This window comes from Micromonospora sp. NPDC049559, from assembly GCF_040676675.1.
GTDB lineage: Bacteria > Actinomycetota > Actinomycetes > Mycobacteriales > Micromonosporaceae > JBFAPK01.
Genome location: NZ_JBFAPK010000008.1, coordinates 182,918 through 203,617 on the forward strand (window position 1 = coordinate 182,918; position 20,700 = coordinate 203,617).

A 20,700-nucleotide genomic window follows, 5' to 3' on the forward strand; every position below is an offset into this window, starting at 1 on the left:
GCCCGTCGGATGCACAGATTCTAGGGAGGTCGACGGTCGTCGGGGCGCCCTTCCCGGGTCGGCGCATGCGCGCCGTATGCGCCGACCCGGACCCGGGTCGTCAGGCGGCGGAGAGCTGGCTGGACGCCTCGGCCCTGGCCTCGGCGATCGTGTCCCGGAGGATCTGGTCCAGCCCCCGGGTCGGCGCCCAGCCGGTCAGGGTGTGCAGCTTGGCGATGTCGGGCACCCGGCGTTCCATGTCCTCGAAGCCCGCGCCGTACGCGGCGTCGTACGGGACGAGGCGGACCGCCGAGTCGCTGCCGGTGGCCGAGATGATCCGCTCGGCCAGGTCGCGGATGCTGATCTCCTCGGGCGAGCCGACGTTGAACGTCTCCCCGACGGCGGCCTCGGCGTCGAGCAGCGTGGTCAGCGCGGTGACCACGTCCGACACGTGCGCGAAGCAGCGGGTCTGGTTGCCGTCGCCGAAGACGGTGAGCGGCTCGCCGCGCAGCGCCTGGCGGACCAGCCGGGGGACGACCATTCCGTACGCCGGGCTCTGCCGGGGGCCGACCACGTTGAACAGCCGGATCACCACTGTCGGCAGGGCCCGCTCCCGGTGGTACGCGTTGGCGAGCAGCTCGTCGACCGCCTTCGCCGTGCTGTACGCCCAGCGCACGACCGCGGGGCTGCCGAGGATGCGGTCGGAGTTCTCGGTCAGCGGTCCGCGCGAGTTCTTGCCGTAGATCTCCGAGGTGCTCGCCACCATGATCTTCCGGCGGTAGCGGTGGGCCGCCTCGATCACGATCTCGGAGCCCCGAATATTGGTGGTGAGTGATTTGAGTGGCTGCTCGACAATGAGCTTCACGCCGACCGCGGCGGCCAGGTGTACGACCGTTTCGCACCGGTGCACCAATTCGTCGACAACCAACTCGTCGAGCACGGAACCCTGCACCAGGTGAAAGTTCGGATTCGTGCTGGCGCGTTCCAGGTTGGATAGTTGCCCGGTGGACAGATTGTCGAGCACGACCACCCGGTCGCCCCGCTCCAGTAGCCTGTCTACCAGGTGGGAGCCGATAAATCCAGCCCCTCCGGTGACCAGAACCGTCCTCCGCCGCATAGTCGTCTCCTCGGTGTGATCGCTGGGGGTGGGCGATTTTGTTTCGGTGCGACTTCGAGCCCTCCGACACGATAGGGGTGCTTCCATCGGACCGGCGACAATTGGCGTTGTCGGAAATCAGGGTGTCGTGGAAGTTTTGCCGCCGTGCATTCCCGCCCTACCCGGGTCGTGAATGGATTTCGCGTGAACCCGCCGGCCGGCGCGGCCGATATACCGGTTCCTCCGATCTGTAGCGATACGACCCGTATTGGTAGTGATCGGGGTATAACGGAGGGGTGTTCGGGAGACTGCGAGACCTCGGCACCCGAGGTCCGGCTCCCTACCGCTGACCCGCGGGCCGGGAAGGACTGACACATGCAACGTCTGCGGGTCATGCGGATCATCGCCCGGATGTACGTCGGCGGTCCCGCCCGACAGGTCACCGGGCTCATGCGCGGACTCGACCCGGGCCGGTTCGACCAGCGGCTCTACGCCGGCGAGCCGGATCCCCGCGAGGGCGACTACCGGCGGCTGCGCGCCGGCGACGTACCGGTGCAACCGGTGCCCTCGCTCGGCGGTCCACGCGCGACCGACGCGGTCCGGGCGCTGGCCGCCCTGGTGGCCGCGATGCGGGAGTTCCGGCCGCACGTGGTGCACACCCACGGTACGACGGCCGGGGCGCTCGGCCGGATGGCCGCGACGGGCTGCCGCGTCCCGGTACGCGTGCACACCTTCCACGGTCACCTGCTGCACGGCTACTTCTCGGTCGCCGGCACCTACGCGCTGACCCGGGCCGAGCGGGCGCTGGCCGTGGTCACCCCCGGTCTGGTCTCGGTCGGCGCCCGGGTCCGCGACGAACTGCTCGCCGCCGGGATCGGCCGGCCCGGGCAGTACACGGTGATACCGCCCGGGGTGAGCCTGCCGCCGCCGCCCCCGCGCGACGCGGCCCGGTGGATGCTCGGCCTGCCCGGCTCCGGTCCCGTCGTCGCGTACGTCGGCCGGTTCGCCCCGGTCCGCCGGCTGGACCGCTGGCTCGCCGTGGCCGACCAGGTCCGCCGCGTGGTACCGGACGCCCGGTTCGTGGTCTGCGGCGGGGGAGACCGCCAGTACGCGGTGGCCGCCGCGGCCGAGGCGCGCGGGCTGGACGTGACCTTCCTGTCGTGGCGGGCCGACGTCGAGACGGTCTACGCCGCCGCCGACCTGCTGCTGCTCACCTCCGACAACGAGGGCATGCCGGTCTGTGTGATCGAGGCGGCCCTGGCGGGACGCCCCGCGGTCGCCACCGACGTGGGCGGCGTGGCCGAGGTGATCCGCGACGGCGAGACCGGGCTGCTCGCCGGCCGGGACGTGGCCGAGCTGAGCCGGGCGGTGCTGCGGCTGCTCCGCGACGACGAACTCTGCCGGCGAATGGGGCGGGCCGCCCGGGCCGACGCCAGCCGCCGGTTCTGCACCAGCCGGCTGGTGGCCGACACCGTCGACCTGTACGACCGGCTGACGGCGGCTCGCGCGGGCGCCGCCCGCGCCCGGCGCCCGGAGCGCGCCACGCGCCCGCTCCGAGCTGAGCCGGCCGGGGCACCACCGTCCGGCGGGCCCGCGCGTCCGCCCGAACCGTCCGGCCGGGCCGCGCGCCCGTCCGAACCGATCCCACCAGTGAACGAACTCGTCAACGAAGGAGGGGGACGCCGATGAGGGTCCTCGTCACCGGCGGCGCCGGCTTCATCGGCGCCAACACCTGCCGTGAACTGTCCATCCGCCCGGAGGTCGAGAGTGTGATCGCGCTCGACGACCTGAGCACGGGCTTCGTGGAGAACCTGGCCGGGCTGCCGGCCCGGCTGGTCACCGGCTCGATCCTCGACCGGGATCTCCTCGACGGCCTGGTGGACCGGGTCGACGCGGTGGTCCACCTGGCCGCGCGTCCGTCGGTACCGCGCTCGCTGGCCGACCCCGTCGCCAGTCACGAGGCGAACGCGACCGGGACCCTCTACGTGCTGGAGGCCTGCCGCCGCGCCGGCACCTACGTCGTGGCGGCCTCCTCGTCGTCGGTCTACGGTTCCGTGGCGGCGCTGCCGAAGCACGAGGACCTGCCGACCCGGCCGATGAGCCCGTACGCCGCGAGCAAGCTCGCGGCCGAGGGACAGGTGCTGGCCTACCGTTCGGCCTTCGGGGTACCCACCCTCGCGTTGCGTTTCTTCAACGTCTACGGGCCGATGCAGTCGGTCGGGCACGCCTACGCGGCGGTGATTCCCGCCTTCATCGACGCCGCGCTGCGCGGCGCCCCGCTGACCGTGCACGGCGACGGCACGCAGAGCCGGGACTTCACCTACGTCGGCTCCGTCGCCCAGGTCCTCGCCGACGCGGTGATCCGCCGGGTCACCTCGGAGACGCCGGTGAACCTGGCGTACGGCAACCGTGTCTCCCTGCTCGCGCTGATCGACCGCCTCGCGGCGGTGCTGGAGCGCCCGGTGGAGGTCGAGCACGTGGCGCCCCGGGTCGGCGACGTACGCGAGTCGCAGGCCGACCACACCCGGCTGAGCACGCTCTTCCCGACGGTGCGCCCGGTACCGCTCGACGAGGGGCTGGCGGCCACGGTCCGCTGGTACCAGGAGTTGTCCCGGTACGCGCCGGCGGCGATGGCCTGATCGGTCCCGGTCCCGGTCGCGGCCCGACCCAGGGCCGGGACCGGGACCGGGACCGGTCAACCCCCGCCGGTCACCCTCGTCCCGTCGCTGAGCCGGGATGACGGGCGGGACGGGCGGGACGGGTCAGAGGTGCTCGACGTTACGGCCGCTGCACCGGTTGCGGGTGTCGAAGACGTAGCGCGCCGAGCGCACCAGCAACTCGTAGTCGAGGCTGTCGTGGTCGGTGACCACCACCACCGCGTCGGCGGCGCGCACCTCGTGTTCGGTGAGGTTCACGACGGTCACGCCGGCCGGGATGTGGTGCAGCTCCGCGTGCGGCTCGACGGCGCGTACCTCGGCGCCCAGCCCGCGCAGCCGGGTGGCCACGTCGACGGCGGGGGAGTCGCGCATGTCGCCGGTGTTCCGCTTGTACGCGAGCCCGATCAGCAGCAGGCGGGACCCCTTCAGCGCCCGGCCCCGCTCGTTCAGCCCGACCATGAGTCGCTGGACCACGTGCTCGGGCATTCCGTGGTTCACGTCGTTGGCCAGCTCGACGAAGCGGAACTGCCGGCCGAGCGTCCGCTTGACCTGCCAGGAGAGGTAGCAGGGGTCGATCGGCAGGCAGTGCCCGCCGACACCGGGGCCCGGACGGAACGGCATGAAGCCGAACGGCTTGGTGCTGGCCGCGTCGATCGCCTGCCAGACGTTGATCTTCAGCTCGTTGGAGAGGACCGCCAGCTCGTTGATCAGGGCGATGTTGACCTGCCGGAACGTGTTCTCGATCAGCTTGGTCAGCTCCGCCACCCGGGTCGAGTCGACCGGCACGGTCCGCTCCACGATCCGCTGGTAGAAGTCGTCCACCCGGGCCAGCGAGGCGCTGTCCACGCCGGAAACCACCTTCGGGGTGTTCTCCAGCCGCCAGATCGCGTTGCCCGGGTCGATGCGCTCGGGGCTGTAGCCGAGGTGGAAGTCGCCGGGGCTTTGCAGTCCACTCGCCGTTTCGAGCAGGGGTCGCAGCAGCTCCTCGGTGGTGCCGGGGTAGGTGGTCGACTCGAGGATCACCGTGCAGCCCGGCCGCAGGTACGGTGCCAGCGCGCTGCCCGCCTGCTCCACGTAGCTCAGGTCCGGCGCACCGTCCCGCAGCGGCGTGGGCACGCTGATCACGCAGATGTCGAACCCCTGGGCATCCGCGTAGTCGGTGCTCGGCAGGTAGCGGCGGGTGGCCAGCGCGGCGCCGAGCCGGGCGGAGGAGATGTCCTCCACGAAGGACTCCCCGGTGGAGAGTCGCTTGATCCGGCTGGCGTCCACGTCGAGCCCCACGACGTCGAATCCGGCCTCGACGGCCCGCACCGCCAGGGGCAGTCCCACGTAGCCCTGACCGATGACGACTAGCTTCTCAGCGCGCATGTCGGCTCCTGCTGAATGAATGAGGTAACCCCCACCCTAAGGGGGTTTTCCCCCCGATAACCCCAAAAAGGCATTAATTCGACATACGTGCTGACCTGCGGTAACGCGCGAGCGCGCCGATCGTTGCACCACCCCGGGTCGGTCCGTGGGAGGCGCGCCACGACGCGCCGCAGCGACGACGCCACGGATGGTGACCGGCGATCCGGCGGGTCGGTGTGGGCGCGGGTCGGTGTGGGCGCGGGTCGGCCTCGGACGCCCCGGTCAGGGTGCGTGGGCCGCTACGGCCGGGGCCGTGGCGCCGGCCGGGTGGTCAGCGTCGCGGGCCGCTACGGCCGGGGCCGTGGCGCCGGCCGGGTGGTCAGCGTCGCGTCCCGCCGGCGTCCTGCCGTTCGCCGCCCGGGCTGGCCGGCGGCTCGGTGGGCGGCGCGTCGCTGGACGTCGTCTGGCTCGGGGTGGCCGACTTCGACGGCGTACGGCTCGGCGTCTGGCTCGGTTCCTGGGAGGGCGCGGTCGGCGTGACCGAGGGCTGACCGGTGCGCTCGGTGGCGTGCCGCGTCGGCCCGCTCTCGCGGTACGTCGGCGCGTCGTCGTCGCCCGGCGCCGACTCCTGCGGCGCCGCCGGCGCCGTCGCCGACCCCGTCGGCGCGGGGGAGTTCGTCTCGGGCCGGTCGTGGTCGCGGCCGAAGCCGAGCACGGCCGCGAGCGCGCCGAGCCCGAGCAGCGCCGCGAGGATGACGCCCGCCACGGTCGCCGCCGGCCCACGGGAGCGCCCGCTCCGCTGGGGCGTCACCGGCATCTCGGAGAGGGTGTTGCTGTCCCGGGCCACCGCCTTTCGTACGGCGGCGCCCCCGGCCGCGACCGGGGCGGCCGCGCCGACCAGCGCCGTCGTCGCCGCGGTCGCCGGCGCGGTCCGGGCCTTGCGGGCCGCGGTGGCGAAGGCGGCCGCGTCCGGGTACCGCTCGGCCGGGTCCTTGGCCAGCGCCCGGGCGATCAGGTCGCGGACCGGCGGCGGTACCTCGTCCGGCAGCGGCGGCGGGTCCTCGTGCAGGTGCTTCACGGCGACCTCGAGCGGGTTCTCCCCGTGGAACGGCGGGTGCCCGGCGAGGCAGCAGTACGCGACCGCGCCGAGCGCGTAGATGTCGGTCGCGGCCGAGACCGGCTTGCCCGTCGCCTGCTCCGGCGCCATGTAGAGCACCGTGCCCGGTACGGCGTTGGTGCTGGTCACGCTCGTGATGTTGGACGAGCGGGCGACCCCGAAGTCCACCAGCACCACGTTGCCGTTCGGCTGGACCAGCAGGTTGCTCGGCTTGACGTCGCGGTGCACGATGCCCGCCCCGTGCGCCCCGTGCAGGGCCCGCGCGGCCTTCTCGACGATGCCGAGGGTCTCCGGGACGCCGAGCCGCCCCGCCGCGTCGATGCGCTTGGAGAGCGGTTCGCCGTTGACGAACTCCATCACCAGGTAGTTCGCGCGACCGCCGTCGGCGAGGGTGTCCTCGCCGTAGTCGAAGACCTGCACGATGCCGGGGTGGCGCAGGGTCGCCATCATCCGCGCCTCGCCGTTGAACCGGGCGATGAAGCTGGGGTCGGCCAGCAGGCTGGGCAGCAGGATCTTGACCGCTACCTCGCGTCCGAGGACCACGTCAGTCGCGCGCCAGACCTCGCCCATGCCGCCGATGGCGATCCGGTCTTCCAGGCGATAGCGCTCGCTGAGTATGGCTCCTGAGGACAGCACCGGATTACCGTACCCATCCGGCCTGCGCGGTATGCAGCGAGGACCGGTGTGGTTGCGGCGCGCCAGCTGCGGCGACCGCCGGTCCAACGTGGACGGTGCGGTTCGGGCGCCGCCGGACCGGGGCCTGATATGGCGCAGGTCACACGGTCGTCTGGTCCGGCGGCTGGTCCGGGTGCCGCTCCGCCGGGTCGCGCCGGTCGGCCCAGAGTCGCCGGTACGGCGCGAGCCAGGCGTCGAGTTCGGCCAGCGGCTCGGGCCGCAGCTCGTACCAGCGGCGCTGCGCGTCCGGGCGGACCCGGACCAGCCCGGCCTCGCGGAGCACGCGCAGGTGTTTGGAGGTGCCGGGCTGGCTGAGGCCGAGCCGGTCGGTCAGCTCGCCGACCGGCCGGGGTCGCTCCAGCAGCAGGTCCAGGATCCGGCGCCGGACCGGCTCGGCGAGTACGTCGAAGGGGGTGGCCACCGCCCGAACATACCAGCGGCGGAATATATCCCTGGTGCGGTTCCCGCCCCGGGTCGGCGTCAACCCCTGGACCGGGGAGGTTCAGCCGCAGGTCACCGAGCCGGCGGATCTTCACGGGTAGGTTTGGTACGAGGCAACCGGGTAAGAACGGCTGGGCGGAAGGGAGTCCCGCATCGTGACAGCCGCAGACCTCGACAACGCGGCGGTTCTTCGCAACTCCGAGGAGGCGGAGGGTTACCTCGCGAAGATCTGCTTCAAGACCGGACCGCCGGTGCGCACCGGCGTGGAACTGGAATGGACCGTCCACGACGCCGTCGACCCGACCCGCCCCGTCGGGGCCGAGCGGCTGCGTCTCGCCCTCGGGCCGTACGCGCCCACCACCCTCGATCCCGCCGCCACCGCCCGACCGCTGCCGCACGGCGGCACGGTCAGCGTCGAACCCGGCGGCCAACTGGAAATCTCCAGCGCCCCGCAGCGCGGCCTCGACGCGCTGCACGAGACCACCGACGCCGACATCGGGCACCTCACCGCCCTGCTGGCCGCCGCCGGCCTCGTCCTCGGTACCACCGGCATCGACCCGCACCGGCCGCCGCGCAGCGCGGTCGAGACCCCCCGGTACCGCGCCATGCGCACCGCCTTCGACCGGGACGGCCCGGACGGGCGCACCATGATGTTCAGCACCGCCGGCCTGCAGGTCTGCCTCGACGCGGGCGAGCCAGGGCAGGTCGTCGAACGCTGGTGCGCGGTGCACGAACTCGGCCCGCCGCTGCTCGCCGCCTTCGCGACCGCCCGCCGGCACGCCGGCCGCGACACCGGCTGGGCCTCCGCGCGGATGCGCGCCTGGCAGCGGATCGACCCGACGCGCACCCGGGCCGTCTGGCCCCCCGCGACCGGCGGACGGGACCCCGTCGCCGCCTGGATCCGCTACGCGCTGGACGCGCCGCTGCTCTGCGTACGCCGCCCGGACGGAAACTGGAGCGCCCCGCCGGCGGTGACGTTCCGCGACTGGATCGGCGGGGCCCTGCCCGGGCCGCCCACCGCCGACGACCTGCGGTACCACCTCAGCACTCTGTTTCCGCCGGTGCGCCCGCGCGGCTACCTGGAGGTCCGGTACCTGGACGCCCAACCGCCGGGCGAGTGGCTCGCGCCGGTCGCCGTCCTCGCCGCGCTGCTCGGCGACCCGGTGACGCTCGGCCTCGCCCGCGAGGCGAGCGCGCCGGTGGCCGACCGGTGGACCGTCGCGGCCCGGCACGGGCTGGCCGACCCGGCCCTGGCCGCCGCCGCGAACACCCTGTTCGACCTGGCCGCGCGGGCGCTCGACCGGACCGACCTGGCCCCGGCCACCCAAAAGGAGATCTCGCACATCCTGGAGCGGCGGCTCGCCGCCGCGGAGAGGGGAAACCCGTGACCGAGACGACCCGGGAAGACCCACCGACCATCCAAGCGCCGACCGCCGAGGCATCGACCGCCGGAGCCGCCCCCGCCCGGTTCGACGGCGGCGACCTGCGCGTCCGCATCGCCACCGAGCTGGAACGGACCCGGGCGCGCAGCGCGCTGCTCACCGACGCCGTCGACGAGGTCGAGCTGATGCGCCAGCACTCGCCGCTGATGTCCCCGCTGGTGTGGGACCTCGCGCACGTCGGCAACCAGGAGGAGCTCTGGCTGGTCCGCGACGTGGGCGGCCGGGAGCCGGTGCGCCGCGACATCGACGACCTGTACGACGCGTTCAAGCAGCCCCGCAAGGACCGGCCGCAACTGCCGCTGCTGCGCCCCGACGAGGCCCGCGCCTACCTGGTCACCGTCCGGGACAAGGTGCTCGACCTGCTCGACGGTGTCCGCTTCGACGAGCGCCGGCTCGTCGAGAACGGCTTCGCCTTCGGCATGATCGTGCAGCACGAGCAGCAGCACGACGAGACCATGCTCGCCACCCACCAGCTCCGGGTGGGCCCGCCCGCGCTCACCGCCCCGCCGCCCCCGCCCGCCGTGGTACGGGTCGGCGGCGAGGTACGCGTGCCGGGCGGCCCGTTCACGATGGGCACCTCCACCGATCCCTGGGCGCTGGACAACGAGCGCCCGGCCCACCGGGTCGAGCTGGACCCGTACGCGATCGACGCGGCGCCGGTGACCAACGGGCAGTACCTCGCCTTCCTGGCCGACGGCGGGTACGACGAGCCGCGCTGGTGGAGCGCGCAGGGCTGGGCACACCGGCAGGCCGCCGGCCTGAGCGCGCCGATGCACTGGCGGCGCGACGGCGACGGCTGGGGCTACCTGCGGTTCGGGCGCTTCTCGCCGCTGGTCCTGGACGAGCCCGTGGTGCACGTCTGCTACTACGAGGCGCAGGCGTACGCGGCCTGGGCGGGCAGGCGGCTGCCCACCGAGGCCGAGTGGGAGAAGGCGGCCCGGTGGGACCCGGCGACGGGGCGGTCCCGCCGCTACCCGTGGGGCGACGAGGACCCGACGCCGGAGCACGCCAACCTCGGGCAGCGCCACCTGGCGCCGGCCCGGGTCGGCGCCTATCCGGCGGGCGCCTCGCCGCTCGGCGTGCACCAGCTGATCGGCGACGTGTGGGAGTGGACCTCCACGCCGTTCCACGGCTACCCGGGCTTCGCGGCGTTCCCGTATCGGGAGTATTCCGAGGTCTTCTTCGGCGACGCGTACCAGGTGCTGCGGGGTGGCTCCTTCGGTACCGACGCGGCGGCCTGCCGGGGCACGTTCCGCAACTGGGACTACCCGATCCGGCGGCAGATCTTCAGCGGCTTCCGCTGCGCCCGGGACCTGCGGCCGGACGAGGTCGCATGAGGCGCACCGCGAACCGGGCCGGCCGTGGCGGTCGCCGCTGATGTGCCGGCACCTGGCCTACCTGGGGCCGCCGGTGACCGTGGCGGCGCTGCTGTTCGACCCGCCGCACTCGCTGGCGCGCCAGTCGTGGGCACCGCGGGACATGCGGGGCGGCGGCACGATCAACGCGGACGGCTTCGGGGTCGGCTGGTACCCCGCCCCCGGAGCCGGCGGCGCCCCCGGAGCCGGCGGCGCCCCCGGAGCCGGCGGCGCCCCCGGAGCCGGAGCCGCCGCGCCGCTGCGGTACCGGCGGGCGGAGCCGCTCTGGACCGACGTCGCGCTGCCGGCCCTGGCGGCGGCGACCACCGCCGGCGCGGTGCTCGCCGCCGTACGCTCGGCCACCGTCGGCATGCCGGTGGTCGAGACCGCGGCCGCCCCGTTCGCCGACGGACCGTGGCTGTTCAGCATGAACGGGCTGGTCCGTGGCTGGCCGGACGCGATCGCGCCGCTCGCCGCCGGGCTGCCGACCCGGGACCTGCTCACCCTCGACGCGCCGACCGACGCGGCGGTGGTCTGGGCCCTGCTGCGCCACCGGCTGGCCGGCGGCGAGCCACCCGACGCCGCGCTGGCCGCCACGGTACGGGCGGTGGCCGCCGCCGCGCCCGGCTCGCGGCTGAACCTCCTGCTCACCGACGGGGCCACGGCGGTGGCGAGCACGGCCGGGCACGCGCTATCGGTACGGGACGACGGCGCGTCGGTGCTGATCGCCTCGGAGCCGCTCGACGAGGACCCGGGCTGGCGGTCGGTACCGGACGGCCGGCTCGTGGTCGCCACCCCCGGTGAAGGCGTACGGATCGAACCGATGGGAGAAGCGAGCGGATGAGTGCCGAACCGTTGGAGATCTACCTGCAGGAGGAGCAGCTGGGCCGCCAGCTGCGCCAGGACGTACGGGTCGGGCTGACCGCCCGGCCGAAGTGCCTGCCGCCGAAGTGGTTCTACGACGCGCGGGGCAGCGAACTCTTCGAGGAGATCACCCGCCTGCCGGAGTACTACCCGACCCGCGCCGAGCGGGCGATCCTGGCCGAGCACGCCGACGAGATCGCCACCCGCACCGGGGTGAAGACGCTGATCGAGCTGGGTTCAGGCTCCTCGGACAAGACGCGACTGCTGCTCGACGCCTTCTCCCGCCACGGCGGGCTCGGCACCTTCGTACCGCTGGACGTGTCGATCAGCGCGCTGCGGCAGTCCACCGCCGAGATCGCGGCCGACTATCCGGGGCTGCGGGTGCGCGGCGTCGTCGGCGACTTCACCCGCCACCTCGACCGGCTGCCCGCCGGCGGCGGCCGGCTGGTGGCTTTCCTTGGCGGGACGATCGGGAACCTGGCCCCGGACGAGCGGGCCCCGTTCCTGGCCGGGATGCGGGCCGCGCTGGAGGCCGGCGACTGGCTGCTGATCGGTACCGACCTGGTCAAGGACCCCGCGGTGATCGTGCCGGCGTACGACGACGCGGCCGGGGTCACCGCCGAGTTCAACCGCAACGTGCTGCGGGTGTTGAACCGGGAGCTCGGCGCGGACTTCGACCCCGACGCGTTCGCCCACGTCGCGCTCTGGGACGCCGAGCGGGAGTGGATCGAGATGCGGCTGCGGTCGCGGCGGGCGCAGCGGGTCCGGGTCCGCGATCTCGGTCTCGAGGTCGACTTCGCCGAGGGCGAGGAGCTGCGTACCGAGATCTCGGCGAAGTTCCGGCCCGAGGGCATCCAGGCCGAGCTCGACCGGGCGGGCTTCGCGACCCGCGCCCGCTGGACCGACGCCGACTCGCTCTTCGCGGTCAGCCTGGCCCAGGTCCGCTGAGCCGCCGCCCGGCGATCATCCCCGGGTGGGCGGATGATCGCCGGACGGCGGCGTCGGCTAGGCTTGGACCCACGCGAAGGGGAGTAGCTCCCAACGTCGTGGTCGACACACTGGCGCCTCCGGGTGCCCGGCCACGTGGCCACGCTCCGGGATAGCTCGGGGTGTGGCGGGCGAGACCTTCGACTCAGGCTGTCAAGCCGGGTCGAGGTCGCTCATGCCCCGGCCCGGTTTTACCGGGAAAGGGCGACATGGACGGTTTTCTCGCCGCGCTGGCGATCAGTTTCGGGGTCATTTTCGTGGCCGAGCTGGGCGACAAGTCCCAGTTGATGGCGCTCACCTTCGCCACTCGGTTCCGGCCGCTGCCGGTGCTCGTCGGCATCACCGCGGCGACCGCGCTGGTGCACCTCGCCTCGGTCGCCATCGGGGTCGGGCTCGGGGCGTCGCTGCCGACCGGATGGATCTCGCTCCTCGCCGGCCTGGCCTTTCTCGGCTTCGGCTTCTGGACCCTGCGCGGCGACAAGCTCACCGAGGAGGAGAAGCGCAAGGCCGAGCGGACCCGCCGCTCGGCCGTCGTCGCCGTCTCGGTCGCGTTCTTCCTGGCCGAACTGGGCGACAAGACCATGCTCGCGACGATCACCCTCGCCACCCAGCACGGCTGGTTCGGCACCTGGCTCGGCTCCACCGCCGGCATGGTCGCCGCCGACGCGCTCGCCATCATGGTCGGCCGGATGCTCGGCCGCCGTCTTCCGGAGCGGGTCATCGCGTACGGCGCCGCGGTGCTCTTCGCGATCTGCGGCATCTGGCTCGTGGCGGAGGCCGTGTCGCAGCTGACCTGAGCCGCCGCCGGGCGCGGCAATGCCCCGGTTTCGCTGACCGGGCCGGCGGGCATGCCTACGGTGAATGCTGAACCGCGCCGCCGCGCGGCCGACCACCCGGAGGATCACCAGTATGACCAGGCACGACGAGCCGAACGAGTACGGGTTCGCCGGAGACCCCACCCTGCCCGAGCCGGCGCGGCCGCACGGGCGGGACAAGGCGGAGGAGGAGGCGGCCGAGGACGTCGCCGTGCCCGGGTCGGACGTCGCCACGGAGATCACGGAGGCGCTGGAGGAGACCGAGGGGAAGCGCGGCGAACGGCCGGGTACGCGGCACGACTGACGGTACGTGGGTTCGGCGGAGTTCGTCTCGGGCCCGCCGCGGCCGGTGGAGACGCCAGGGGTCCTGGCGGAGTTCGCCGGCGCGCGGCGGGCCGCGTCGTCTTCTGGTCTCCGTGGGCTCCGGCCCGAGCCGCCGCGGTCCCCGTCGGCCCTGCCCGGGCCGCCGCGAGTTGGGGCCTGGTGTCCCCGGTGGCGGATGGCGTCCTTGTTGACGGTATTGCGCCTATTAGCACGGTAATTCCACTACATTCGAGTAGGTGCGTGCGTACGGCACGTAAGGGAACGTCGTGCTGGGTGTCTTGATCGCGTCCAAGGAGATCACGTGGCTAGAGCTTGTTCGACCCGCATGCCGGGGGGTCGGGACTGATGGACCTGCAGAGCTACCTGCGTGTGGTGCGCCAGCGGTGGTGGATCGTGCTCGCCACGGTCACCCTCGCGCTCGGCGTGGCCGCTCTCGCCACGGTGCGGGCCACGCCGCAGTACACCTCGACCGTGACCTTCTTCGTCACCATCCCCAGCAAGGGCGTCTCCGACGCGTACCAGGGCGGGCTCTTCCTGCAGCAGCGGGTGAAGTCGTACGCGGACCTGCTGACCAGTGACCGGCTGGCCCAGAGCGTGGTCGCCGAGGACTCGCTCGGATTGACGGCGAACGAGGTCCAGTCCCGCGTCAAGGCCCGTGCCGAGGTCGACCGGGTGCTGCTGTCGGCCACCGTCACCGACACGGATCCCGCCCGGGCGCTCAAGATCCTTGAGGAGTTGACCAGCCAGTTCGTGCGGCTGGTCCAGCAGATCGAGACGCCGCCGGGTGCGGACGAGGCGCCCATCAAGCTGGAGGTGGTCAGCGGGCCCCGGTCCAACCCGAACCCCGTTTCGCCGCGTCCGGTCCGCAACCTGACCCTCGGGGGCCTGCTCGGCCTGCTGCTCGGCGTCGGCCTGGCGGTGCTGCGGGGCAGGACCGACAAGACGATCCGTGACGGTGCGACGCTCTCCCGCAGCGTGGCGGCCCCGCTGCTCGGCCAGATCCCGTACGACGACGCGGCCACCTCGACCCCGCTGATCACCGGCGGCGCGGCCCAGTCACCACGGGCCGAGGCGCTGCGCAAACTACGCACGAACCTGCGCTTCGTCGACGTGGCCGAGCCGGCCCGGGTCATCGCCGTCACCAGTGCGGTCCAGGGCGAGGGCAAGTCGACCCTGGCCTGCAACCTCTCGATCGCGCTCGCCGAGGCGGGCTGGCGGGTGCTGCTCATCGACGCGGACCTGCGGCGCCCGCGTACCGCGCACTACCTCGGCATCGAGGGTGTGCTCGGGCTGACCGACGTGCTGACCGGCGAGGTCGAGCTGGACGACGTGCTGCGGCAGTGGGGCAACGGCTCGCTCCACGTGCTGCCCGGCGGGTCCAGCCCGCCGAACCCGAGCGAGCTGCTCGGTTCCAAGGCCATGGCGGACCTGCTGAACCTGCTGCGCGACCAGGCCGACATCGTGGTGATCGACACCGCCCCGCTGCTGCCGGTGGCCGACGGCGTGGTGGTCGCGGTACAGGCCGACGGGGCGCTGCTGGTCAGCCGCCAGGGCAAGACCTCGTTCGCGGAGGCCATCACCGCGGCGCAGTCCCTGCAGGCGGTCGGCGCTCGCCTGTTGGGCTGCGTACTGAACATGGTCAAGTCGGTGCGCTCGGAGGTCTACCAGTACCAGGCGTACCGGGTGGCCGAGTTGTCGCGGCAACCGGTCGCCGCGCCCGTCGAACGGGTACCGGCCACGGCCGTGGGCATGCCGGGTGAGCAGCTCAACCGCTCGGCGCTCGGCGAGGCCACGCACGAGTTCTCCGATCTGAGCCGGAGCCGAGGATGACCCCGGCCACCGCACGCGGAGCGCGGCGGCGCCGGGTGGACCGCGACGAGCCGCCGCCCGACCCGTCGCCGGGGGCGTCGCGGGTGGGGCCATGAAGATCGGAATCCTCACCTACTACTTCCCGCCCGAGCCGGCGTTCATCCCCGGCAGCCTGGCCGAGGAGCTCGCCGCGCGCGGCCACGAGGTCCGGGTGCTGACCGGTTTCCCGGACTACCCGGGCGGCCGGCTCTATCCCGGCTGGCGCCAGCGCTGGAACCACCGCACCACCAGCGAGCGGCTGACCGTCCGCCGGGTGCCGCGCTACCCGAGCGACGACACCTCGACGACGCGCCGGCTCGCGAGCTACCTCTCCTTCGCCGGTAGCACGAGCCTGGCGGCGCCTCGGTACCTCGCCGGCATCGACGTGCTCTACGTCTACCATCCCCTGGCGACCACCTTCGCCGTGACGGGGCTGCTGCGGCTGCTGCGCCGCGTCCCGACGGTGCTGCACGTGCAGGATGTCTGGCCGGAATGGGCGCCCGTGGCGGATCCGAGCGTGGGCAGTCGCGCCGGGCGGATCCTCTCCGAGCGGGTCAGCACCACCATGCGCCGCGTCTACGGGGCGGCCAGCGGCATCGCGGTGATCGCCCCGTCCATGGCGGAACTGGTGGTGGCGCGCGGCGCGGACGAGTCGAAGATCCGTACCGTGCTCAACTGGACCGACGAGCGGCTCTTCCGCCCGCTGCCGCCGAGCCGGGCCGCTCGCGCGGCGATCGGGTACCGCGACCGCTGCACGGTCATGCACGCCGGCAACATGGGCCCGTTCCAGCGGGTCGAGACGGCGATCCGGGCCGCCGCGCGGCTCGGCGACCAGATCGACCTGGTGCTCGTCGGCTCGGGCAGCGAGGAGGGGCGCGCCCGCCGGCTGGTGGCCGAGTTGCGAGCCGACAACGTCCGCTTCGTCGGCCAGCGCCCACCGGACGAGATGCCCGAACTGTACGGAGCGGCCGAGTACCAGCTGATCCTGCTGCGCGACCTGCCGGCGCTGCGCGGCACGGTACCGGCGAAGCTGCAGAGCGCCCTCTCCTGCGGCTCGCCCGTGGTCGCCTCGGCGGGCGGGGACACGGCCGACCTGGTCGAGCGGACGCGGGTCGGGTTCTCGTGCCCGCCGGAGGACTGGCAGGCGCTGGCGGACCGGTTCGCGCTGGCGGCCGTGATCCCGCCGGAGGCTCGCGTACAGATGGGGCAGCGCGCGCGGGAGAGCTACCTGCAGCGGATGTCGATGCGCGGTGGTGTCGATCAGATCGAGCGGATGCTGACCGACGCGGCCCTCAGCGGCGCCCGCTCCCGTCGCCGGTAACCGACCCGCGCCGGGGTGGTGGATTTCCTTTCCGGCGCCTCCCCGGCGCCGTTTCCTTCGCGCGACCCCGGCACCTGTTCGGTCGACCGTTCGGGCCGCTGACGGGCGCCTGCGACCCTCATGCGAATTTGATTCGGAAGTGTGCGTCATCGGGGGGAAAGCCGGTCATAGCAAGCTCTGTCGGCTAATCCGCGTGGTATGAAGTACGAGGTTAATGGACATATCTGCGGGTCTTTCTTATTCGTTGGGGTGAAGGTGGCGAAATGACCGCTACTTCGGGCAAGCGCCGCCGACGGAGTCGTGGTCGTCGGCGTCTGCGCCGGGTGCTCCTGGCCGCTCTGGTCTGCGCCTGCCTGGTGTCGCTCAGCGGCGGTTGGCTCGTGCTGCGGGGCTGGCAGACCCGGGAACACCTGGTCGGCGCGATGCGACTCGCCCGCAGTCTGAGCGAGCAGGTGCGCTCCGGCGACCTGGTCCAGGCCCGGCGGACGCTCGCCGCGCTGCAGCAGCAGACCGCGGGCGCCCGGTCCTCCTCCGGGGATCCCGCCTGGCGCGGCGCCGGTCACCTGCCGTACGCGGGGCGGAACTTCGCCACCGTCCAGGCCATCTCGATCGCGGTCGACGACCTCGCCCGGCTGGCGTTCCCGGCCCTGCTGAGCCTCGACCCCGCCGCGCTGGTCCCGAAGGCCGGCCGGCTCGACCTGGCCGCGCTGCGGTCGACGGCCCCCACCCTCGCCGCCGCCGAACCGGAGGTGCGGAAGGTGGACCGCCGCGTCGACGCGTTGCCGACGGCCGGCCTGCACCCGCAGGTGCGCGACGCGCTCCGACAACTCCGCGACGAACTGGACAACCTCACCACGGTCACCACCGCCGCCCGGATCGCCGCCGCCCTGCTGCCGCCGATCCTCGGGGCCAACGGTGCGCGTACCTATCTGCTCGTCTCGCAGAACCTCGCGGAGCTGCGGGCGACCGGCGGGATCTGGGGCGCGTACGCCGCCATCCGTACCGAGGGAGGCCAGGCGCGGATCGTCGCCCAGGGCGGAACCGCCAGCGAGGACCTGCCGATGTTCCCGCAGCCGGTGCTCCAGCTGAGCCCGGAGATGCGGGCGCTCTACGGCGACCTGCCGGGGATCTACGCACCGGACGTCAACCTCACCCCGCACTTCCCGACGGCCGCCAAGCTCTACCGGGAGATGTACCGCCGCCGCAGCGGCACCAGTGTCGACGGGGTGCTGGCCACGGACCCGGTGGTGCTCTCGTACCTGCTCCAGGCCATCGGTCCGGTGCAGGTGACGGGCCAGACCGGCGTGGTGTCCCAGCCCACGCTGGCCGCCACCACCGCGGTCCGCACCCTGCTCTCGGACACCTACCGCACGCTCGACCTCAAGGCGCAGGACAGGTACTTCGCCGCCTCCGCGCGGGCGGTCTTCGAGGCGATCCTGCAGCGCCCGATCGATCCGCGTGCCCTGATGACGGTCCTCGACCGGGCGGTCGAGGAGCGGCGCCTGCTCTTCTGGAGCGCCCACGAGCAGGAACAGGAGATGATCGCCGGTACCCGGCTCGCCGGCGTGCTGCCCGAACGTGAGCAGGTGCCGACCGTCGGCGTCTTCCTCAACGACGGCAGCGGCGCGAAGCTCGGCTACTACCTGACCCACGAGGCCGAGCTGACGGTCGGCGACTGCCGCCGTGACGGCCGTCGTGAGCTGCGGTTGCGGGTGACGCTCTCCTCCAGCGCCCCGAGGTCCGGGCTCAGCTCGTCGGTGCTGGGGCTCGGGCTGTCGGGGGAGCCGTACACCGCTCGCACCCTGGTCTACCTGTTCAGCCCGGCGCGCGGATCGGTCGTCTCCGCCCGGCTCGACGGTACGGCCGTCGCGGTCGGCAGCGGCACCGAACGCGGACGCCATGTCGGGATCGTCAACGTGGAGACCCCGCCCGGCCGTACCCGGGTGCTGGAAGCCACCCTGCTGACCCCGGTCGACGCCCCCGGCACCGCGGATCTCTGGCTCACGCCCGGAGTGAGCCCATGGACCACCCACATCAGTTCAGCGCCAGATTGCAAAAAGTAGAGAGGAACCACTATGCGGCTATCCCGCATCATCACCGCGCTCGTGGCCGGCCTTGCCGTGGCGGGCGTGCCTGCCGCGGCGGGGGCGGCTCAGCCGTACCCGCCCCAGCCGCCCTCGTTGACGGCGACCGATACGACGGTCGAGATCGGTCAGGCGACCACGCTCATCGGTACCGGGTTCGGCGCCAACGAACTCGTCCGCCTCGACTTCACGTTCACGCCGCTGGCCGCGCGTGCTCCGGGTGCCCAGCCGGCCCGGGTGGAGACCGGCGGCATGGGCGCCATGGCTCCGGCCAGCCTGGAGCTCAAGGGCGGCCCGGCGATCCCGTCGACCACCGTGCGGGCCAACTCCGAGGGGCGCTTCACCAAGGTGGTGAAGTTCCACCACGCGGGCCAGGTGCTCGTCACGGCCACCGGCCTGAGCACCGCACGGGTCGCGAGCGTGACGATAACGGTGTTCCGACCGCAGCCGGGGCTGCCGGTCACCGGTAGCTCCGTCGGTTCCCAACTGGCGGTCGGTGGCGGTCTCCTGGCCACGGGTGTGCTACTCGTACTGATGACCGTGGTGTGGCGCCGTCGCCGGCGTCAGGACGTGACCGCGGGGTCGATGAGCTAGCACGCGGTACCCCGTGCCCAGCCGGTGGTGCCCGCCGGACGAGTTCACCGCTCGTCCGGCGGGCACCGACCTTTTCCCGAGACCGACCTATCTCCGGCGCCGACCCCTTCTCGGTTCCGACGCAGCCCGGCACCGCCCCTTTTCGGTTCCGACGGCGGCCCGGCACCGACCGTCCGTCGACGTGCCTGCCGTCCGCGACGCGGCCCGGGTACGACGCCCTCAGCGCCAGCGGCCGGAGAAGAGCGCCGCTGTCGGGGCGTCGGCCCGGCCGATCCGCAGGTCCTCGAAGATGCTGCTCCGGGCCGCGTGCTCGGCCTCGGCGCGCAGGTTCAGCGCCAACTCCCGGGACGCGTCGTGCGCCGCCCCGACCAGCACCAGCTCCGTACCCGGGTGGTCCAGATAGTCGGGCGGGTCGAGCGAGGCGAAGCGTCGGTTGCCGAACCGCTCCTGCAGCGCGGCGGGGAGTTTCGCGCGCCGGGAACCGGTGAGTCCGACACCGGGCGGCGACGGCGCCCTCGGGTTCTTCACGCTGACCACGTAGCTCGCCTCACGCTCGATACCCAGATCGTGCTGCGTGGCTCCGGGCCGGTTCGGCAACTCCAGCCGGTACGCCAGGTGGGTGTGGTCGTCGTGCCGGGCGATCACGTACGCCCCCTCCGCCGCCGGACGCGCCGGTGGCTGGTTGCGCTCGCCCCGCGTCTCCGTACCGTACGTCCGGCGCGCGAGCGCGTCGTGCACCCCTTCGGGACGATCGAAGACGGCGTCCACGAACGCCCAGAACCGGTCGTGCTGGTCGATTCCGGGCAGCCGCTTGCGGCCCACCACCAGCAGGCGGACCGGCCGACGTCCGCGCCACGGATGCAGCACCAGCAGCAGCCGTTGCACCTCCTCCAGCGAGTCGACCTCCTCGTCGCCGACCCGGGGCCGGTACAGCAGGTACAGGTCGCCGTCCTCGAGCACCTTGGTCATACGCCGACCTACCCGTTTGCGCGTCGCCGTACCGGCTCGCCGGTCACTCCGGGGATCCGCCGCGGGGTCGCGTTCGTCGCCGATCGGCCGGTAGCGCCGGCTGCCCGTCGCGTGCCCGCCGTCCCGAGGCCGGTCGCGGGATGGTGTGGTCTCTCGCGACCTGGGCGGCCTGTCCGTTTTGGGGTGACCGGCGGCACGGTTTCGGCGGAATGCTGGCTGGCCGGGGGTGGTTATATCCGCGTACGACCGCAGCGGCAGTGAGCCGCCGCCGGGTTGATCTGGCGAGTGCGGAATGCTGGCTGGTCGGGCGTGGTTACATCCCGACGGCGCCCCGCAGCAGCCGCCCCGGATTCTTCACGGGGCCTGGTAGCGCGGGTTGTTTCTTCTCCAAGCCGCATTTCTTCTGGGCTTTTCTGTGAGCTTTTGTTGCCTCGTCCTTGGCGAGGTGCTCGCGCCTCACATCCCCCGGTGAGGTGTGTTTCCCCCCGAGTTGGAAGGAATTCCATCGTGAACTCGAAGAAGCTGTTTGATGCTGTTACTCGTACGGCTGTTGCTCGTCGGACGGTGCTGGGTGTTGCTGGTCTGGCGTTCGCCGGTGGTGCTGTCGCTGGTCCGGCCGCCAGTGCGATGGCCGCTCCGCAGGCTCCTGTGATGCACCCTGTGACCGCTCAGGCGGTGGTGCAGCAGGACAAGCCTGGTAAGCCGGGTATGGACAAGCTGGTGCCGCACGGCACTCAGGGTGCGCAGTCGCGGATCGACCTGGATGGTGAGCAGAGGGCGAATGT

The 20,700-nt window shown here is 72.9% G+C and carries 17 protein-coding genes and 1 pseudogene; 13 read left to right on the forward strand and 5 right to left on the reverse strand.

The genetic code is table 11. The annotated features are described in order from the left end of the window. Window positions 1–100: 100 nt before the first annotated feature. Complete coding sequence (locus AB0J86_RS12800; RefSeq protein WP_363856464.1) at window positions 101–1,096, reverse strand: GDP-mannose 4,6-dehydratase; 996 nt, start codon at window positions 1,094–1,096, stop codon at window positions 101–103. Between the two features lie 354 nt (window positions 1,097–1,450). Between AB0J86_RS12800 and AB0J86_RS12805 the strand changes: the two genes are divergently transcribed. Beyond that, window positions 1,451–2,764, forward strand: a complete 1,314-nt coding sequence (locus tag AB0J86_RS12805) for a glycosyltransferase (protein WP_363856466.1) — start codon at window positions 1,451–1,453, stop codon at window positions 2,762–2,764. Next, on the forward strand, window positions 2,761–3,714 hold the full coding sequence (locus tag AB0J86_RS12810; RefSeq protein ID WP_363856468.1) for an NAD-dependent epimerase/dehydratase family protein: 954 nt from the start codon (window positions 2,761–2,763) through the stop codon (window positions 3,712–3,714). The genes AB0J86_RS12805 and AB0J86_RS12810 overlap by 4 nt, the downstream gene beginning before the upstream one ends. Window positions 3,715–3,837: 123 nt before the next feature. On the opposite strand, the gene AB0J86_RS12815 is transcribed toward AB0J86_RS12810, so the two are convergent. The 3 genes from AB0J86_RS12815 to AB0J86_RS12825 all read right to left on the reverse strand — a co-directional run bounded on the left by AB0J86_RS12815 (window position 3,838) and on the right by AB0J86_RS12825 (window position 7,292). Then, window positions 3,838–5,100 (reverse strand): nucleotide sugar dehydrogenase, encoded by a 1,263-nt coding sequence (locus AB0J86_RS12815; RefSeq protein WP_363856470.1) that lies wholly within the window; start codon window positions 5,098–5,100, stop codon window positions 3,838–3,840. Window positions 5,101–5,458: 358 nt separating this feature from the next. Further along, the gene (locus tag AB0J86_RS12820) at window positions 5,459–6,832 is read right to left on the reverse strand and encodes a protein kinase (RefSeq protein WP_363856472.1); all 1,374 of its coding nucleotides are present in this window, start codon (window positions 6,830–6,832) and stop codon (window positions 5,459–5,461) included. A gap of 139 nt (window positions 6,833–6,971) precedes the next feature. Beyond that, window positions 6,972–7,292, reverse strand: a complete 321-nt coding sequence (locus tag AB0J86_RS12825; RefSeq protein ID WP_363856474.1) for a metalloregulator ArsR/SmtB family transcription factor — start codon at window positions 7,290–7,292, stop codon at window positions 6,972–6,974. A 172-nt stretch (window positions 7,293–7,464) separates the two neighbouring features. Here AB0J86_RS12825 and egtA point away from each other — a divergent pair, with 172 nt between their 5' ends. From egtA to AB0J86_RS12875, 10 genes are all read left to right on the forward strand, one after another. Next, window positions 7,465–8,700: an ergothioneine biosynthesis glutamate--cysteine ligase EgtA gene (gene egtA, locus AB0J86_RS12830; RefSeq protein WP_363856505.1), complete on the forward strand. Its 1,236-nt coding sequence runs from the start codon at window positions 7,465–7,467 to the stop codon at window positions 8,698–8,700. A gap of 95 nt (window positions 8,701–8,795) precedes the next feature. Further along, window positions 8,796–10,091: an ergothioneine biosynthesis protein EgtB gene (gene egtB / locus AB0J86_RS12835; protein WP_363856506.1), complete on the forward strand. Its 1,296-nt coding sequence runs from the start codon at window positions 8,796–8,798 to the stop codon at window positions 10,089–10,091. A gap of 40 nt (window positions 10,092–10,131) precedes the next feature. Then, a complete protein-coding gene (locus AB0J86_RS12840) occupies window positions 10,132–10,953 on the forward strand; it encodes an ergothioneine biosynthesis protein EgtC (protein ID WP_363856476.1) in 822 nt (273 codons plus the stop codon). Then, window positions 10,950–11,921, forward strand: a complete 972-nt coding sequence (gene egtD, locus AB0J86_RS12845; protein WP_363856478.1) for an L-histidine N(alpha)-methyltransferase — start codon at window positions 10,950–10,952, stop codon at window positions 11,919–11,921. The genes AB0J86_RS12840 and egtD overlap by 4 nt, the downstream gene beginning before the upstream one ends. Before the next feature lie 248 nt (window positions 11,922–12,169). Continuing rightward, complete coding sequence (locus AB0J86_RS12850; RefSeq protein ID WP_363856480.1) at window positions 12,170–12,757, forward strand: TMEM165/GDT1 family protein; 588 nt, start codon at window positions 12,170–12,172, stop codon at window positions 12,755–12,757. 112 nt (window positions 12,758–12,869) lie between these two features. Next, window positions 12,870–13,079, forward strand: a complete 210-nt coding sequence (locus AB0J86_RS12855) for a hypothetical protein (RefSeq protein ID WP_363856482.1) — start codon at window positions 12,870–12,872, stop codon at window positions 13,077–13,079. Between the two features lie 365 nt (window positions 13,080–13,444). Further along, window positions 13,445–14,929 (forward strand): polysaccharide biosynthesis tyrosine autokinase, encoded by a 1,485-nt coding sequence (locus tag AB0J86_RS12860; RefSeq protein WP_363856484.1) that lies wholly within the window; start codon window positions 13,445–13,447, stop codon window positions 14,927–14,929. Between the two features lie 91 nt (window positions 14,930–15,020). Beyond that, complete coding sequence (locus AB0J86_RS12865; protein ID WP_363856486.1) at window positions 15,021–16,268, forward strand: glycosyltransferase family 4 protein; 1,248 nt, start codon at window positions 15,021–15,023, stop codon at window positions 16,266–16,268. A gap of 263 nt (window positions 16,269–16,531) precedes the next feature. Next, on the forward strand, window positions 16,532–18,331 hold the full coding sequence (locus tag AB0J86_RS12870; protein ID WP_363856487.1) for a DUF4012 domain-containing protein: 1,800 nt from the start codon (window positions 16,532–16,534) through the stop codon (window positions 18,329–18,331). 12 nt (window positions 18,332–18,343) lie between these two features. Then, window positions 18,344–18,946: a hypothetical protein gene (locus tag AB0J86_RS12875; protein ID WP_363856489.1), complete on the forward strand. Its 603-nt coding sequence runs from the start codon at window positions 18,344–18,346 to the stop codon at window positions 18,944–18,946. A 219-nt stretch (window positions 18,947–19,165) separates the two neighbouring features. Here the strand turns inward: AB0J86_RS12875 and AB0J86_RS12880 are convergent, their stop codons facing one another. After that, window positions 19,166–19,915, reverse strand: a complete 750-nt coding sequence (locus AB0J86_RS12880) for a hypothetical protein (RefSeq protein WP_363856491.1) — start codon at window positions 19,913–19,915, stop codon at window positions 19,166–19,168. A gap of 507 nt (window positions 19,916–20,422) precedes the next feature. Between AB0J86_RS12880 and AB0J86_RS12885 the strand changes: the two are divergent. Continuing rightward, window positions 20,423–20,700: pseudogene (locus AB0J86_RS12885) on the forward strand (hypothetical protein); the annotation flags it as partial.

Excerpts from the sequence above, each read along its gene's own strand:
- AB0J86_RS12800 (WP_363856464.1), bottom strand. The coding sequence starts at position 1,096 with ATGCGGCGGAGGACGGTTCTGGTCACCGGAGGGGCTGGATTTATCGGC.
- AB0J86_RS12880 (WP_363856491.1), bottom strand. The coding sequence starts at position 19,915 with ATGACCAAGGTGCTCGAGGACGGCGACCTGTACCTGCTGTACCGGCCC.
- AB0J86_RS12855 (WP_363856482.1), top strand. The coding sequence starts at position 12,870 with ATGACCAGGCACGACGAGCCGAACGAGTACGGGTTCGCCGGAGACCCC.
- AB0J86_RS12865 (WP_363856486.1), top strand. The coding sequence starts at position 15,021 with ATGAAGATCGGAATCCTCACCTACTACTTCCCGCCCGAGCCGGCGTTC.
- AB0J86_RS12860 (WP_363856484.1), top strand. The coding sequence starts at position 13,445 with ATGGACCTGCAGAGCTACCTGCGTGTGGTGCGCCAGCGGTGGTGGATC.
- AB0J86_RS12810 (WP_363856468.1), top strand. The coding sequence starts at position 2,761 with ATGAGGGTCCTCGTCACCGGCGGCGCCGGCTTCATCGGCGCCAACACC.
- AB0J86_RS12815 (WP_363856470.1), bottom strand. The coding sequence starts at position 5,100 with ATGCGCGCTGAGAAGCTAGTCGTCATCGGTCAGGGCTACGTGGGACTG.
- AB0J86_RS12875 (WP_363856489.1), top strand. The coding sequence starts at position 18,344 with ATGCGGCTATCCCGCATCATCACCGCGCTCGTGGCCGGCCTTGCCGTG.
- AB0J86_RS12870 (WP_363856487.1), top strand. The coding sequence starts at position 16,532 with ATGACCGCTACTTCGGGCAAGCGCCGCCGACGGAGTCGTGGTCGTCGG.
- AB0J86_RS12805 (WP_363856466.1), top strand. The coding sequence starts at position 1,451 with ATGCAACGTCTGCGGGTCATGCGGATCATCGCCCGGATGTACGTCGGC.
- egtD (WP_363856478.1), top strand. The coding sequence starts at position 10,950 with ATGAGTGCCGAACCGTTGGAGATCTACCTGCAGGAGGAGCAGCTGGGC.
- AB0J86_RS12840 (WP_363856476.1), top strand. The coding sequence starts at position 10,132 with ATGTGCCGGCACCTGGCCTACCTGGGGCCGCCGGTGACCGTGGCGGCG.
- AB0J86_RS12850 (WP_363856480.1), top strand. The coding sequence starts at position 12,170 with ATGGACGGTTTTCTCGCCGCGCTGGCGATCAGTTTCGGGGTCATTTTC.